The organism is Chryseobacterium sp. HNCC26DJ240 (assembly GCF_057180485.1).
On sequence record NZ_JBXUGK010000007.1, the window covers coordinates 241,445 to 256,081 of the forward strand.

16 protein-coding genes are annotated in these 14,637 nt (G+C 37.2%); 9 read left to right on the forward strand and 7 right to left on the reverse strand.

Translation table 11 applies throughout. From position 1 onward, the window contains the following. Nucleotides 1–59 precede the first annotated feature (59 nt). The 4 genes from AC2A1G_RS15415 to AC2A1G_RS15430 all read right to left on the reverse strand — a co-directional run bounded on the left by AC2A1G_RS15415 (nt 60) and on the right by AC2A1G_RS15430 (nt 4,167). On the reverse strand, nt 60–2,600 hold the full coding sequence (locus tag AC2A1G_RS15415) for a copper-transporting P-type ATPase (RefSeq protein ID WP_484047797.1): 2,541 nt from the start codon (nt 2,598–2,600) through the stop codon (nt 60–62). A gap of 89 nt (nt 2,601–2,689) precedes the next feature. After that, nucleotides 2,690–3,250, reverse strand: coding sequence for a helix-turn-helix domain-containing protein (locus AC2A1G_RS15420; protein WP_484047798.1), 561 nt, complete (start codon nt 3,248–3,250; stop codon nt 2,690–2,692). Then, complete coding sequence (locus AC2A1G_RS15425) at nt 3,234–3,647, reverse strand: acyl-CoA thioesterase (RefSeq protein ID WP_262147751.1); 414 nt, start codon at nt 3,645–3,647, stop codon at nt 3,234–3,236. The genes AC2A1G_RS15420 and AC2A1G_RS15425 overlap by 17 nt, the downstream gene beginning before the upstream one ends. A gap of 91 nt (nt 3,648–3,738) precedes the next feature. Beyond that, nucleotides 3,739–4,167, reverse strand: coding sequence for a DUF6157 family protein (locus tag AC2A1G_RS15430; RefSeq protein WP_484047799.1), 429 nt, complete (start codon nt 4,165–4,167; stop codon nt 3,739–3,741). 251 nt (nt 4,168–4,418) lie between these two features. Between AC2A1G_RS15430 and AC2A1G_RS15435 the strand changes: the two genes are divergently transcribed. Next, complete coding sequence (locus AC2A1G_RS15435) at nt 4,419–4,814, forward strand: RNA recognition motif domain-containing protein (protein WP_262147747.1); 396 nt, start codon at nt 4,419–4,421, stop codon at nt 4,812–4,814. Nucleotides 4,815–4,985: 171 nt separating this feature from the next. Here AC2A1G_RS15435 and AC2A1G_RS15440 read toward each other — a convergent pair whose 3' ends face one another. After that, the gene (locus tag AC2A1G_RS15440) at nt 4,986–5,453 is read right to left on the reverse strand and encodes a BlaI/MecI/CopY family transcriptional regulator (protein WP_484047800.1); all 468 of its coding nucleotides are present in this window, start codon (nt 5,451–5,453) and stop codon (nt 4,986–4,988) included. 9 nt (nt 5,454–5,462) lie between these two features. Next, nucleotides 5,463–6,065 carry a phosphatase PAP2 family protein gene (locus AC2A1G_RS15445; RefSeq protein ID WP_484047801.1) on the reverse strand — a complete coding sequence of 201 codons (603 nt, stop codon included), beginning with the start codon at nt 6,063–6,065 and terminating at the stop codon, nt 5,463–5,465. Between the two features lie 127 nt (nt 6,066–6,192). On the opposite strand from AC2A1G_RS15445, the gene pdhA reads away from it, so the two are divergent. From pdhA to AC2A1G_RS15460, 3 genes are all read left to right on the forward strand, one after another. After that, the gene (pdhA, locus tag AC2A1G_RS15450; protein WP_262147741.1) at nt 6,193–7,197 is read left to right on the forward strand and encodes a pyruvate dehydrogenase (acetyl-transferring) E1 component subunit alpha; all 1,005 of its coding nucleotides are present in this window, start codon (nt 6,193–6,195) and stop codon (nt 7,195–7,197) included. Between the two features lie 81 nt (nt 7,198–7,278). Then, nucleotides 7,279–8,889: a dihydrolipoamide acetyltransferase family protein gene (locus AC2A1G_RS15455; protein ID WP_484047802.1), complete on the forward strand. Its 1,611-nt coding sequence runs from the start codon at nt 7,279–7,281 to the stop codon at nt 8,887–8,889. Between the two features lie 134 nt (nt 8,890–9,023). Beyond that, nucleotides 9,024–10,262 (forward strand): PQQ-dependent sugar dehydrogenase, encoded by a 1,239-nt coding sequence (locus AC2A1G_RS15460; RefSeq protein WP_484047803.1) that lies wholly within the window; start codon nt 9,024–9,026, stop codon nt 10,260–10,262. Between the two features lie 354 nt (nt 10,263–10,616). On the opposite strand, the gene pncA is transcribed toward AC2A1G_RS15460, so the two are convergent. After that, entirely contained in the window at nt 10,617–11,222 is a 606-nt protein-coding gene (pncA, locus tag AC2A1G_RS15465) for a bifunctional nicotinamidase/pyrazinamidase (protein WP_484047804.1), read from the reverse strand. A 149-nt stretch (nt 11,223–11,371) separates the two neighbouring features. Here pncA and AC2A1G_RS15470 point away from each other — a divergent pair, with 149 nt between their 5' ends. From AC2A1G_RS15470 to AC2A1G_RS15490, 5 genes are all read left to right on the forward strand, one after another. After that, nucleotides 11,372–11,917, forward strand: a complete 546-nt coding sequence (locus AC2A1G_RS15470) for a YfiT family bacillithiol transferase (protein ID WP_484047805.1) — start codon at nt 11,372–11,374, stop codon at nt 11,915–11,917. Continuing rightward, a complete protein-coding gene (locus AC2A1G_RS15475) occupies nt 11,911–12,372 on the forward strand; it encodes a DUF1569 domain-containing protein (protein ID WP_484047806.1) in 462 nt (153 codons plus the stop codon). Before AC2A1G_RS15470 ends, AC2A1G_RS15475 begins: the two co-directional genes overlap by 7 nt. After that, nucleotides 12,369–12,755: a bacillithiol system redox-active protein YtxJ gene (gene ytxJ / locus AC2A1G_RS15480; protein WP_484047807.1), complete on the forward strand. Its 387-nt coding sequence runs from the start codon at nt 12,369–12,371 to the stop codon at nt 12,753–12,755. The genes AC2A1G_RS15475 and ytxJ overlap by 4 nt, the downstream gene beginning before the upstream one ends. Beyond that, complete coding sequence (locus AC2A1G_RS15485) at nt 12,752–13,342, forward strand: Crp/Fnr family transcriptional regulator (RefSeq protein ID WP_484047808.1); 591 nt, start codon at nt 12,752–12,754, stop codon at nt 13,340–13,342. The genes ytxJ and AC2A1G_RS15485 overlap by 4 nt, the downstream gene beginning before the upstream one ends. Nucleotides 13,343–13,796: 454 nt before the next feature. Further along, nucleotides 13,797–14,633, forward strand: coding sequence for an SDR family NAD(P)-dependent oxidoreductase (locus AC2A1G_RS15490; RefSeq protein ID WP_484047809.1), 837 nt, complete (start codon nt 13,797–13,799; stop codon nt 14,631–14,633). Nucleotides 14,634–14,637 lie beyond the last annotated feature (4 nt).

The window sequence follows — 14,637 nt, forward strand, 5'->3', positions numbered from 1 at the left end:
TTTTTTTCTTATTAAACTAATAACATCTTATTAATCTGTAAAATCTTATGTAAGGTTAATTACTTAACTTTCAAGTCAACAGAATTAAGCCTCAAAGAATTTAAAATTACAGATAAAGAACTTATGCTCATTGCTGCCGCCGCAATCATTGGCGAAAGTAAAATTCCAAAAAACGGGTACAACAATCCTGCCGCAATTGGAATTCCCAAAACATTGTAAACAAAGGCGAAGAAAAGATTTTCTTTAATGTTTTTAAGCAACTTTTCACTCAACAATTTTGCCTGAGCAACACCCAAAAGATCACCTTTCAGCAAAGTGATTTCAGCACTTTCGATCGCAACATCAGTTCCGGTTCCCATCGCAATTCCGATATTGGCTTGGGCAAGGGCGGGAGAGTCGTTGATACCGTCGCCGGTCATGGCTACAATCTTTCCCTGAGACTGAAGTGTTTTAACTTCATTCAATTTATCTTCGGGAAGACAGTTGGCTTTGAAATTTTTAATTCCCAATTCATCCGCAACTGCTTTTGCAGTATTTTCATTATCTCCGGTCATCATAATCACTTCAATGCCTTCATTCTGCAACTGTTGAACAGCTTTTTTAGACGAAACTTTAATTATATCCGTAAAGCTTAGAAAACCTAAAACCTCGTTGTCCTGAGCCAAATAAGATATTGTATGTGCTTTCGACTGAACTTCAGCTACCTTTGATTTTAAGTGTTCAGGAATAAAAATTTGGTTTGAACTCAAAAGTTTTTCGTTGCCGAGGTAAACCGTTTGTCCACTGATAATCCCTTTCACGCCCTTGCCTGAAATATTTTCGAAACTGCTGACTTTTTCTGCTGAGATATTTTCGTTTTTAGCTTTTTTAATAACAGCATTTGACAGAGGATGTTCTGAATTTTGATTTAATGAATAGGCTAATTTTAATATCAAATTTTTATCATTTTCATGAGATTCTATGTGTTCCAAAGACGGTTTCCCTTCAGTTAAAGTTCCTGTTTTGTCGGTAATTAAAACGTTTACTTTATTCATCTGTTCAAGGGCTTCGGCATTTTTAATTAAAATTCCATTTTTTGCCCCCTTTCCAATTCCTACCATCAAAGACATCGGCGTAGCCAACCCTAAAGCACACGGACAGGCAACAATCAAAACCGCAACTGCATTTACAAAAGCAAAAAGGGTTTTCTGATTTTCAGGACCGAAAATCTGCCATAAAATAAATGTTAAAACTGAAACTAAAATTACAACAGGAACAAAAACTCTCGCCAATTTGTCCGTCAGTTTCTGAATCGGAGCGCGGCTTCGGCTGGCGTCGTTGACCATTTTGATGATTTTTGCAAGCAGTGTTTCATCACCCACTTTTTCAGCTTTCATCAGAAAAACCTGATTTCCGTTAATGGTTCCTGCACTCACTTTTGAGTCAACATTCTTCTCTACAGGAATGGGTTCGCCAGTGATCATACTTTCGTCGATAACAGAATTTCCCTCAACAATTTTTCCGTCTACAGGAATTTTTTCTCCAGGTTTTACTTTCAGAATATCACCAATTTTTATTTCGGAGAGAGGAACTTTGTTTTCTTCATTATTAACAATCAAATTAGCTACATCAGGCGATAAACTCATCAGTTCTTTGATGGCATTTCCTGTTTTTTTATGAGCCAAAGCTTCCATCAACTGTCCTAAAATAACCAAGGTTAAAATCACACAAACCGCCTCAAAATAAAGAGGAATTTCATGGTTGTGACCACGGATTTCGTGTGGAATTAAATTCGGAAAGATCAAAGCAGCGATGCTGAAAATAAATGCGGCAGAAACGCCCAAGGCAATCAGGCTGAACATATTAAGATTCCAAGTTTTAAAGGAAATCCATCCTCTTTTCATCAGAAACCATCCTGAGTAAAATAATACCGGAAGTGTAAGAATCAATTCAAACCATCCCTGAAGTTCGTGTGAGAAAGGAAATTCCATCAGCATTCCACCCATAGAAAGAATGAAAACAGGAATGGTAAATGCTAAAGAAATAAATAATTTCCGTTTCAAAACAGTATAAGTCTCATCGGAATCATCACCGTTTTTATCAGGATATTTTACGAGATCCATTCCGCAAACCGGACAGCCAACGTTGGAATCATATACTTTATTGCCTTCACAAAACATTGGGCAGTAGTATTTTCCCGAGGTGTCAGTTTCGTGTTTCGTGTTTCGTGTTTCGTGTGATGAATAATGACTTCCAGCTTCTGACATCCCGCTTCCAACCAAATCATCAGTAATCTCTTCCAGATGCATGTGGCAAACAGAACAACCTACGTTGGAATCATAGACTTTATCACCCTCACAGAACATCGGACAATAATATTTTCCGATATTGTCTTTGAAATTTTCAGGAAGATTTGTTGATGAAAATTTAGACTTATAATTTGGATCTTTTTCCAGTTTTTCCTCAATCGGAACGAGAAACATGTTGCAGGTCGGGCATCTTTTGCCCTGTTGAAAATAGACTTTATCGCCTTCACATTCCATCGGGCAGTAGTAGACCGAACTTGGGGAGATTCTTTCGCTGGGATGCGGTTTTTTATGTTGATGAGATTCGTTTTCCATAGTTTGAATTTACGATACAAATTTCAGGAAAGCAAACGGGAATCTGTTATAGATTTAAGGATATTGTTTATAGAATTATGATTTTAAATTTAAATCAAATCCAAGGCTTTACGATTATTGGTTTTAAGTTTTTTAAATTCGGTAGGAGAGAAGCCTGTAGTGTTTCTGAATTGAGCTGATAAATGCTGAACACTTTTGTAGCCGAGTTTCGCAGATATTTCAGTGAGCGTAAATTCGTTATACAAAAGTAATTCTTTTACTTTTTCAATTTTCTGAAGAATAAAAAACTGCTCCAAAGTAACGTTTCCGTTTTGAGAAAAAGCTTTGGAAATCAAACTGTAATCTTTGTGCAGATTTGCAGACAGAAATTCAGACAAAACAAAATTTTCAGCAATATCGAGGCTGCCGATTTTTGCTATAATCAGATTTTTAATTTTTTCAATAAGTTGCTGCGAAGAATCTTTTATCCTTTCAAATCCAATATTAATCAGGCTTTCTTCGATTTTTTTTAAAACTTCTTCTGATATTTCAGATTTCAGTTCCACTTCACCTAAACTGATTTGAGCGACGTCAATTCCGGCATCCTCAAAAATTTTTGAAATTGCCGAAATACAACGGTTGCACACCATGTTTTTAATGAAAATCTTCATCACTATCCTTTGGTTTAAGCCTGTCTTTTACAAACTCCACTTTTGTTTTGCCATGAGGTTTAGGATTCCCGTCTTCATCAAGGTTTACCATTACAATTCTATCGACTGTAATGATGGTTTGGTGTGTCATTTTATTTCTTACCTGACAGGCCAAAGTCACAGATGTGGAGCCAAATTTTGTAACTTCAATACCAATTTCAATAATATCTCCCTGTTTGGCAGAGCTCACAAAATTAATTTCTGATATAAATTTGGTTACGATTTTCTTGTTTTCTAGCTGAATAACAGCGTAGAGCGCAGCTTCTTCATCAATCCACTGCAACAATCTTCCTCCGAAAAGCGATTGGTTGGGATTAAGGTCTTCTGGTTTTACCCATTTTCTGGTGTGATAATTCATTGAGTGTAAATCTAATTTAGTAGGTTAGTAGGTTAGTAATTTAGTGGTTAATTGATGGATGAGTCGATAGATTGGTCATTTAGGTTGTATACTAATTGGTATCGCTTTGATTTCTTCTGGAACGCATGGCTTTTACTTTTTTGACAGAATCATCTGCAAGAAATTGTCTGTATTCTTCAGATTCTACAGGAAAAAGTGCGATTTTAGAATCTTCATCATAATGTATTCCAAATCCGTATCTTTTTGAAAGAGCCGATGACCGAAGACAAGGCTGGCCTTTTGAGAAAAACTTAATGCGTTCGTCAGGCTTTTCAGAATCAGTTAAATTGTTTTTTACAGCGTAGGTTTCAAATACGAGATCATCAGACGTGAAGAGATAAGGATTGTTCCTGATCAGTCTAAACTGTATCCCGGCAGCCGTTTCAGTTTTTTTTGAAGGCGGAACTTCAGAAACCGAAACCGGACAGTCTTCAGCAACTTCGATAAAAGTATTTTGATAATTTGTAGTGTGAATTTTCATCCTCAGGCTCATTTACGACCTCTAATTTACGAAAAAACTTTAAAATACGTTATCTAAAGCATTTACAAAGTCTCTAGGCATAAGCACTTACGGGCAACTTTAACAATTATTCAAATGGATAAAAAAAAACTTGGTTTTGAAATTTTTAATTGTATCTTGCAGACGTTTATATTTGGAATCAATATTTGTTCATTACTGTATGTTGTTTTTCTTTTATATACCAAATCTTTACTAATTTAATTTTTTTTACAATGAACATTTTTGTTTCAAACATCAATTACGCAACTAAAGAACATGAGTTGCAGGATCTATTTTCAGAGTTTGGAGAAGTTTCTTCAGCTAAAATCATCACAGACAGAGAGACTGGTCGCTCAAGAGGTTTCGGATTTATCGAAATGGGTGACGCAGAAGGACAACAGGCTATCGAAGCTTTGCACGAGAAAGAATTTAACGGAAAAGCGTTAAACGTTTCTGAAGCTAAGCCAAGAGAAGATAAACCAAGAAGAAGTTTTGATAACAACAGAAGCGGTGGCGGAGGCTACGGTGGAGGTAACAGAAGCGGCGGAGGCGGCGGTTACGGTAACAATAGAGGTAACGGTGGTGGAAGTTACGGTGGTGGAAACGACCGTGGCGGAAATCGTTGGTAAAAATAGAGGCGGCTTTAAAGCCGCTTTTTTTATCTTATTTCTCAAGATAAGTAACAAAAAAATTGACAAACCTTTTACAGTTTGTCTTTTTTTGTCATCATTCAATTCAAATTGAAATGTAAGACTTTTCAAAGAAAGTTTTCTAAACGAGTATTTACATCATATTTTTAATCACTCTTTTTTCTTCTTCTTTTTTTTGTCTTTTGCTTTTTTATCTTTCTTAGGGTTGAGAATTTCTTCTGCAATTTCTAATTTTGGTTCTTTAATTTTCGGAGGTTTAATTTCTAAATCTTCTCCCAGATATTCTTTAAAATCATCATTAGCAATCAAATTTTCCATGAACAGAAACGCAATAATTTCTTTTCCTGAATTATCAAAAAAGTGCTCTGCAATTTCTTTCAACAAAAAGTTTCTGTAATCTTCAATGGGAACCAATACACTGTATTTGAAGATTCTGCCTTCTTTCTCTGTTTTCAGATAACCCTTTTCAACTAATATTTTAAGGTAGGTAGAAACTGTATTTTGGTGTGGCTTCGGTTCCGGATGCTGTTCCATTACCTCTTTCAGATAAAAGGAATTGAGCTTCCAAAAAAGCTTCATCAGATTTTCTTCCGCGGGTGTAAGATGATTAATTTTCATAAAAAATATTTAGTTTCTGAATTGAATATCGCAATAAAGATAGAGAAAAGAAACCAAAAATGCGATAAAAGCCCCTAAAATAACCTCTTTTGGAGAGTGTCTCTTTAAAATTATTCTTGTGAGTCCTACCAAAGCAGCAATAAAAAGCCAGGCAATTCCCATAGAAGTTTCAATGTTAAAAAATAATGCTGCCACAAAAATATTAAATGCTGTGTGCATCGAGCTTTTGATGAAGTAATTACTGATCTGTAATGCCAGTAAAAGAATTAATATAAACAACATCACAAAATCAAATCTTCCATATCTTATATAGGTGTAGATAAGATAAAGAACAACACAGGTACCTATAAATATATAAAGCGTTTTTCTCTGTACACGGTTTGATACATCCATATTGGTATATCTTCCGGTTTTTACATTGTAAATAATCCACGCTACCACGGGGATTATCACCATTAATAAAATTTGTAAAAAGTGAGATAGAGCTTGTTTTAAATTATATTCATGAACGCTCATGTAGACGAAAAATATAATTAAAGAGATGAGCGGATTAAAGAAATCAGAAATGATTCGGGAGACTTTATGAAGAGATGATGTCGGTTTTTCTTCCATTTTTTATTTTAATAATGTAAATATAATATTATAAGCAAAAAAACAATTGCTCTACATATAATAAAAACAAAGTTTTTTTTATATTTTTGCTCAACTATTTCATAATAAATAAGCAAGAAGCTAGCACATGAAAGAATTTTCTAAAGAGGTGTACCTAAAGTGGTATGAAGATATGACTATGTGGAGAAGGTTTGAAGACAAATGCCGTTCTCTCTATCTAAAACAAAAAATCAGAGGTTTTTTACATTTGTACAACGGTCAGGAAGCTATTCCGGCAGGTTTTACGCATGCAATGGATTTAACAAAAGACAGTATGATCACTGCATACAGATGTCACATCCATCCAATGGCAATGGGAGTAGATCCTAAAAGAATCATGGCAGAACTTTGTGGTAAAGCTACAGGTACTTCCGGAGGAATGGGTGGTTCTATGCACATTTTCAGCAAAGAACACAGATTTTATGGTGGTCACGGTATTGTAGGAGGTCAGATTCCTTTGGGAGCTGGTATTGCTTTCGCTGACCAATATTTTGACAGAAAAGCTGTGAATATCTGTTTCTTCGGAGACGGTGCTGCAAGACAGGGATCTCTTCACGAAACGTTCAACATGGCGATGAACTGGAAACTTCCTGTAATTTTCGTTGTTGAAAACAACCAGTACGCGATGGGTACTTCTGTAAAAAGAACTGCCAACCACGAAGATATTTATAAATTAGGTTTAGGGTACGAAATGCCATGTCTTGCTGTAGACGCAATGGATCCAGAAAAAGTGGCTGAAGCTGCTTACGAGGCTATTGAAAGAGCAAGAAGAGGTGACGGACCAACATTTATCGAAGCAAGAACTTACCGTTTCAGAGGACACTCAATGTCTGATGCTGAGCCGTACAGATCTAAAGAAGAAGTTGCCATTGCTAAAGGTGATGACCCTATTGAATTGATCAAATCAAGAATCCTTTCAAACAACTGGGCTACAGAGGAAGAATTGGATACTTTGGATAATAAATCAAGAGATTTTGTAGAAGAGTGTATTGAGTTTATGGAAAACTCCCCATATCCGGACACAGAAAAAATCTACGAGTACGTGTACGCTCAGGAAAATTATCCGTTCTTAGATAAATTTGAAAATCAATAAAATTAAATTAATTTGAAATCTGAAATTTGAGTTCCCCTAATCTCAAATCTCGAATCTCAAATCTCAAATCAATATTAAATTATGGCAGAAGTAATTACAATGCCACGTCTTTCCGATACAATGACGGAAGGTAAGGTGGCAAAATGGCATAAAAAAGTCGGAGACAAGGTAAAAGAAGGAGATATCTTAGCCGAAATCGAAACCGATAAAGCAGTACAGGATTTTGAATCTGAAGTTGAAGGAACTTTACTTTTTGTAGGTGTTGAAGAAGGTTCAGCAGCTGCAGTAGATTTAGTTTTGGCAATTATTGGAAATGAAGGTGAAGATATTTCAGGATTAACGGGTGGCGCAGCAGCTCCTTCCGCTAATGCTACTGAAGAGAAAAAAGAAGAAGCTCAGCCTGAAACTAAAAACGAAACTCAGGAAGCTTCTGCCGAAGTTCCTAAAGGAGTAGAAGTAATCACAATGCCGAGACTTTCTGATACTATGACAGAAGGTAAAGTAGCAAAATGGCACAAAAACGTTGGCGATACAGTAAAAGAAGGAGATCTTCTTGCTGAAATCGAAACTGATAAAGCTGTTCAGGATTTTGAATCAGAATTCAACGGTGTTTTATTAAAGCAAGGTGTTGAAGAAGGTGGTGCAGCTCCGGTTGATACCGTTTTGGCGATCATCGGGCCTGAAGGTACTGATGTTTCTGCTGTAGGATCATCAAAACCAGCTGAAAAGTCTGCCGAAAAATCTTCTGCTCAACCAGAAGAGCAAAAATCTGAGTCAAAAACTGAAGAGAAATCGGTTGCACAAGCTTCCACTTCTGCGGACAGAGTTGCTATTTCTCCTTTAGCTAAAAAAATGGCTCAGGATAAAGGAGTAGACATTCATTCAGTACAGGGTTCTGGTGAAAACGGAAGAATCGTTAAGAAAGATATTGAAAATTACAAGCCTGCTGAAAAAGCTGCTGTCATTGCGAGTGAAACGAAGCAATCTCAGGTTGCTGTGAATTTTGTTCAGGGTGAAGATACTGAAACTCCAAACTCTCAGGTAAGAAATATTATTGCAAAACGTCTTTCTGAAAGTAAATTTACTGCTCCTCACTATTATTTAATGGTGGAGATCAATATGGATAAAGCGATTGAGGCTAGAAAAGAAATCAACGCACTTCCGGATACAAAAATTTCTTTCAACGATATGATTATTAAGGCGACTGCAATTGCTTTAAGAAAACATCCGCAGGTAAATTCAAGCTGGGCAGGTGACAAAGTTATTCACAGAGGAAATATCAACATCGGTGTAGCAGTAGCGATTCCTGATGGATTGGTTGTTCCTGTATTGAAGAATACAGACCAGATGTCTTACACTCAGATTTCTGCTGGTGTGAAAGATATGGCTGGAAGAGCGAAGAGCAAAGGTCTTAAGGCAAACGAAATGGAAGGTTCTACTTTCTCAATTTCAAACCTTGGAATGTTTGGTATCGAGACTTTCACAAGTATCATCAACCAACCGAACTCAGCAATTCTTTCTGTAGGTGCTATTATTGAAAAACCTATCGTAAAAGACGGTCAGATTGTGGTAGGAAACACCATGAAGCTTTCATTGGCATGTGACCACAGAGTAGTGGACGGTGCTACCGGAGCTCAATTCTTACAGACTTTAAGAACATATTTAGAAAGTCCGTTATCATTATTAGTATAACAGTTTTTTAAATTTATGAATACAAACCTCTCAATTTTTGGGAGGTTTTTTCATTATTTATCTAAATTTAGCCTTTGCTGGCTCAAATTTTGTTGCTTCGTTGAGGTATTTTACCAACACACAAAATTTTAATTATGACTTTAAGAACCAATTACCTCTGGGTAGCAGCCTTATTTTTTACTTTTAGCTGTACTGAAGAGATGGAAGAAAATTTACCATCACCTGTAGACGAGGTACTGCTGTCGCCCGTAGAGACGCTTCCTGCAAATACGAGTTATACACCTGCCTTTGCAGGGCAGACAAGAGCGGGTGGTGTAAAAACCGTTACGCCAATCAAAACAGAAGTTATCACGTCTGCATTAGCTTCGCCTTGGGGAATTACTTCAATGCCGGACGGCCGACTGCTGATTACTCAAAAAACAGGTTCGATGAGAATTGTAACCACTGCTTCAGGGACAGTAGGAGCGCCGATTACAGGAATACCTTCAGTCAATTCAAACGGGCAGGGTGGTCTTTTAGGATTGTGTTTAGACCCTCAGTTCGGAACCAATAAAATGATTTACTGGGTGTTTTCTGAGAATGTAACGGGCGGAACTGTAACCGCTGTTGCTAAAGGAAAACTCTCAACCAATGAAACAGCAATTGAAAACGCAACAGTAATTTACAGAGCAAGTCCATCAGCTTCTACCGGAAATTTACATTATGGGGGAAGAATATTATTTGATTCCACCGGAAATCTTTTGGTGAGTACGGGTGAGCGTTCAGATATGACGACGAGACCTTTGGCACAATCTGTAAGTGCAGCATTAGGTAAAATTGTAAGAATTACAAAAGACGGTCAGCCAGCTCCTGGAAATCCCACGTTTGCCGGCAGCGGATCTTTACCTGAATTGTACAGCATTGGTCACAGAAATCCTCAGGGAATGGCTATTCATCCTACAACTGGAGAGTTGTGGCAGAGCGAGCACGGCCCGAGAGGTGGTGATGAAATCAATAAAGTGACTGCAGGAACCAATTACGGATGGCCAACCATCACTTATGGAATTGAATACGACGGAGCAACGATTGGTTCGGGAATTCAGCAGCAGGCAGGGATGCAACAACCGGTTTATTACTGGGATCCTGTAATTTCACCAAGCGGAATGACGTTTTACAGAGGAAACAATGTTCCTGAGTGGCAAAATAATCTTTTTGTGGGAGCCTTATCAGGCAAACACATTGTACGATTGGTGATTAAAGACAATAAAGTGTATGGTGAAGAAAGACTTCTGGCAACCGAAGATCAGCGTTTCAGAGATATTACCCAAGGGATTGACGGTGCATTATATGCCATCACAGACGGAGGAAGACTCTACAAAATATCAAAACAGTAAACAAAAAAATCTCCTTCATGGAGATTTTTTTTATCTTCTTTCGTGTGAAACAAGGCAATTACTTTCTTTATTTTTTTCAGGAGCCGGGAACCTGCTTTCCGCTCATACTCCTCACGCCACCGCTTTTGCCCTCGCTTGTTGCGGGGTAACCGCTGCAATCAGGGCTAGTTACGATTCGTCTACAAAACAAAAATGATTATAAAAATCCATAAGTTTCACTCCCGAATCCCAAATCTCAAATCCCCAAATGTCGGTCTAAGCGAAGTCGAACACCCGAACCTCAAATCTCAAATCATAAATAGCTGTCAGCCCGAGCGAAGTCGAAAACCCGAACCCCACATCCCGAACCCAAAATCACCCCAAAATCGTAACGCCTTTCTGAAGCAACTCGTAGATTGCGTCTTTCCCATTATCAGGTTTTACGTTCACCGCACGGGTTCCGTTAAAATGAACGCAGGTAACATATCCATTAGCAACTGCATCCATTGCGGTAAATTTCACACAGTAATCTAAAGCAAGACCAACAATTTCAACCAATTGTATATCGTGGTATTTCAGGAAATCGTCGAGACCGGTTTTCATAAAATGATTATTATCCTGAAAACCGCTGTAGCTGTCAATCTCAGTATTCGTTCCTTTCTGAACGGTATGCGTGGCTTTTTCAATATTTAAATCTGGATGAAATTCTGCACCTTTCGTTCCCTGCACACAGTGATCCGGCCACATAAACTGAGGAACACTGTTTAGGATAATGCTTTCACCCACTTTTCTGTTGTTGTTGGATGCAAAACTTTTGTGGTTTGCCGGATGAAAATCCTGAGTAAAAACAATCTGGTCATACTGATTTTCCTCCATTAATAAATTGATGTAAGGGATTATTTCCTTAGCATTAGGAACCGCAAGAGAGCCACCTTCGCAGAAATCATTCTGTACATCTACAACGATCAAAGCTTTTTTCATATATAATAATTTTTTACTGAGAGGTTTAAAATTTAACCATAAAAATACAGCAAAATTCACTTTAAAACTCGTCTTATTTTTGATAAATTTACAGCCAACTAAACTCAAAAATTTGTCCAAAACTTAATTATCGGACAAATAGGCACTGTATGGAAAACTTACAAAATCTCAACAACAAACAATATCCAATCGGTCAGTTTGAAGAACCGCAGAATATCACAGATATTCAGGTAGATGAATTTATTAAAGTCATTAAAGAATTTCCGTCAAAACTGAAAGATCTGATAGAAAATTTCTCAGACGAACAGCTTGATACTCCGTATCGTGAAAAGGGATGGACAGTGAGACAACTCGTTAATCATCTTGCAGACAGCCATGCCAACAGTTTTATCCGATTTAAGCTGGCTCTTACCGAAGATAATCCTACCATCAAACCTTATCAGGAAGCCAAATGGGCAGAACTGCAGGACAGCGCATCCATCAGCATCAAACCTGCAATGAGAATGCTGAAAGGAATTCATCAAAGATGGTATCATCTTTTGAAATCTCTTACCAACAGACAGTTTGACCGCACTTTTCATCATCCGGAACAGGGTAGAAATTATGATTTAAGAATTTGTCTGGCGCTTTATGTCTGGCATTGCAACCATCATTTTGCTCACATCGAAAACCTCAAGAACGAGCAGGGTTGGTAAGAAAAAGTCTGCATAATCCCGTTGATTTTCTTGAAATAAAAGAAAGAATATCGAATTTAAATCCAGATTCTCAGCGAAAATGGGGGAGAATGAATGCTGCACAAATGCTGACTCATTGCAGCCAAGTGCTGAAAGTTCCGATGAAAAGAACAGTGCTTCTCAAGCCTTTTTTCTTATTCCGTTGGATAGGAATTCTTACCAAATACGAAATGAATATCTTCAACAACGGAATTCCACCGAATATGCCTACTTTTAAAAAACTAATCATTACTTTTGATTGTGATTTTGATGCTTCGAAAAAAGAGCTTCTGAAAACCCTTGATGATTATTTAGAATTTAGGAATAACTATAAATTTTTGTCTGAGCACCAGTTATTTGGGAAAATGACAGACGAAAACTGGGGATTTATGGAGTACAAACATCTTAATCATCACTTAAAACAATTTAGCGTATGAGTTTATTCGGTAAAATATTTGGCGACAAAAAAGAGGAAAACGACAGCAGTTTATCTCTATGGAAGTCAATTGAGAACCAAAGTGACCTGGAAAAAGCAATTGAAACTTCAGAAAGTAAAAAAGTAGGCATTTTTAAGCATTCTACAAGATGTTTTATCAGCAAAACGGTCTTGAAAAATTTTGAGACAGAACTTAGAGATAACCCAAATACCACAGCAGAATTCTACTTTTTAGACCTGATTGCCCACCGTGATATTTCAAATAAAATTGCCGACGATTTCGGAGTAAGACATGAGAGCCCACAGCTTCTGGTATTGGAGAATGGGAAAGTAATAAATTCAGCCTCACATCAAGACATTTCTTTAAGCCAGATTACAGAATGAGCAATATTCAGAATTATTTAGCCAATGTATTTGAAGTTCCTGCAGATAAATTAAATCTTTGCAGCATTCAGTACGAATCGAGGAAAATCAGTAAACATGAGTTTCTTCTGCAGCAAGGCGAGATTTGCCGCAACACTTTTTTCGTTGAAAAAGGTCTGCTGAGAATGTATTCCATCGACAAAAACGGAAAAGAACACATCATACAGTTTGCCCCTGAAAACTGGCTGATGGGCGACAGAAGCAGTCTTTATTTTAATGAGAAATCCAAATATTTTATTGAAGCTGTTGAAGATTCTGAAATATTATTTCTAAATCCCGATTTCTTCAGCAAACTGTTGGAAGAATTCCCCAACAGCATCGAAAAGAATGATTTGATTATACAGAAACATGTAAAAAGTCTTCAGGACAGAATCAATTCTTTGCTAGGCGAGACAGCAGAGGAACGCTACATGAAATTCACCAAAATGTATCCCGATCTGATGATGAGAGTTCCTCAGTGGATGATTGCTTCTTACTTGGGAATCACTCCCGAAAGCCTCAGCCGTGTGAGAAAAGAACTGGCGAGAAAGAATTTTATTACAGATTAAAATTAAAGCCCTCCAAACTGTAATAATCTTTGTAAAATTTAAAAATCTCTTTTAAATAATGATTTAAAAGAGATTTTTTTTGTTTAAAAGAAATATTGACAAAGTTGTGCGATCAATTATATTGTTATTCTTTAAAATTGCTAATCATTAATTTTCTTAAACCTAAAATATTTATCTCTGTTTAATTTTTTAGCGGTCTAAAACCATGTTAAACCATCGACGAAGCGATGACGAACCGACGACGAAGGAACGGTATATCAAAAAGTTACCAAAAAATCAGAGAGTAGCTTCACTGTTTAATTTTTTTTCTCCATTAAACTTTTAATCTCTTAATGTAAATATTTATGAACTCGACCTTTAATTCGGCTACAAAATCCATTGAATCGGTTCATTTTTCTTTTGCCCATAATCGCAACTTTGTCCTGTAAATATTTAACAACAAAAACAAATTATTATGAGCACAAAAAAAGTATGGTTCGTTACAGGAGCTTCAAAAGGATTAGGTTTAGCCTTGGTTCAGAAACTTTTAGCTGAAGGTTACAGCGTTGCAGCAACTTCAAGATCACTGAAGAGTTTTGAAAACAGTATTGAATCTTCAGAAAATTTTCTTCCTTTGGAAATGGATCTTCTGGATGAAAGCAATGTGAAAAAAGCAATCACGGCAACAGTAGAAAAATTTGGAAGGGTAGATGTCATCGTCAACAACGCAGGATACGGGCAATTGGGAACTTTGGAAGAATTATCAGACAAAGAAAGCCGCAAAAATTTTGATACCAACGTCTTCGGTTCACTGAATGTAATCCGTCAGGCAATGCCTTTCCTGAGAAATCAAAAGTCGGGATATATTATGAATGTCGCTTCGATTGGCGGAATTACAGGAGCTTTTCCGGGATGGGGCGTGTATTGTGCGACGAAATTTGCGGTGGCTGGTTTTACAGAATCGCTTGCGTATGAAGTTGCAGAATTTGGGATTAATGCAACGGTTGTTTATCCGGGATATTTCAGAACCAACTTCCTTGATTCAGGCTCGATGACCCTTCCTGAAAATGCAATTGCAGAATATACAGCGGCAAGAACTGTGGAAGCAAAACACAAGGAAGAAATCAACGGAAACCAGCCGGGAGATCCTGATAAAGCAGCGTCTGCTTTTATTCAATTGGCAGAAATGCAGAAACCTCCGATTCATTTTGTGATGGGAACTGATGCTGTAGGTTTAGCCAGAGAAAAAATGAAAATGCTGGATGCAGATATTAATTCTACTTTGGAATTGAGCACTTCAACTGATTTTTAAAGCA

What these genes read in the sequence shown, in the direction of transcription:
- AC2A1G_RS15415 (WP_484047797.1), bottom strand. Translation starts at nt 2,600, where the DNA reads ATGGAAAACGAATCTCATCAACATAAAAAACCGCATCCCAGCGAAAGA.
- AC2A1G_RS15420 (WP_484047798.1), bottom strand. Translation starts at nt 3,250, where the DNA reads ATGAAGATTTTCATTAAAAACATGGTGTGCAACCGTTGTATTTCGGCA.
- AC2A1G_RS15425 (WP_262147751.1), bottom strand. Translation starts at nt 3,647, where the DNA reads ATGAATTATCACACCAGAAAATGGGTAAAACCAGAAGACCTTAATCCC.
- AC2A1G_RS15430 (WP_484047799.1), bottom strand. Translation starts at nt 4,167, where the DNA reads ATGAAAATTCACACTACAAATTATCAAAATACTTTTATCGAAGTTGCT.
- AC2A1G_RS15435 (WP_262147747.1), top strand. Translation starts at nt 4,419, where the DNA reads ATGAACATTTTTGTTTCAAACATCAATTACGCAACTAAAGAACATGAG.
- AC2A1G_RS15440 (WP_484047800.1), bottom strand. Translation starts at nt 5,453, where the DNA reads ATGAAAATTAATCATCTTACACCCGCGGAAGAAAATCTGATGAAGCTT.
- AC2A1G_RS15445 (WP_484047801.1), bottom strand. Translation starts at nt 6,065, where the DNA reads ATGGAAGAAAAACCGACATCATCTCTTCATAAAGTCTCCCGAATCATT.
- pdhA (WP_262147741.1), top strand. Translation starts at nt 6,193, where the DNA reads ATGAAAGAATTTTCTAAAGAGGTGTACCTAAAGTGGTATGAAGATATG.
- AC2A1G_RS15455 (WP_484047802.1), top strand. Translation starts at nt 7,279, where the DNA reads ATGGCAGAAGTAATTACAATGCCACGTCTTTCCGATACAATGACGGAA.
- AC2A1G_RS15460 (WP_484047803.1), top strand. Translation starts at nt 9,024, where the DNA reads ATGACTTTAAGAACCAATTACCTCTGGGTAGCAGCCTTATTTTTTACT.
- pncA (WP_484047804.1), bottom strand. Translation starts at nt 11,222, where the DNA reads ATGAAAAAAGCTTTGATCGTTGTAGATGTACAGAATGATTTCTGCGAA.
- AC2A1G_RS15470 (WP_484047805.1), top strand. Translation starts at nt 11,372, where the DNA reads ATGGAAAACTTACAAAATCTCAACAACAAACAATATCCAATCGGTCAG.
- ytxJ (WP_484047807.1), top strand. Translation starts at nt 12,369, where the DNA reads ATGAGTTTATTCGGTAAAATATTTGGCGACAAAAAAGAGGAAAACGAC.
- AC2A1G_RS15485 (WP_484047808.1), top strand. Translation starts at nt 12,752, where the DNA reads ATGAGCAATATTCAGAATTATTTAGCCAATGTATTTGAAGTTCCTGCA.
- AC2A1G_RS15490 (WP_484047809.1), top strand. Translation starts at nt 13,797, where the DNA reads ATGAGCACAAAAAAAGTATGGTTCGTTACAGGAGCTTCAAAAGGATTA.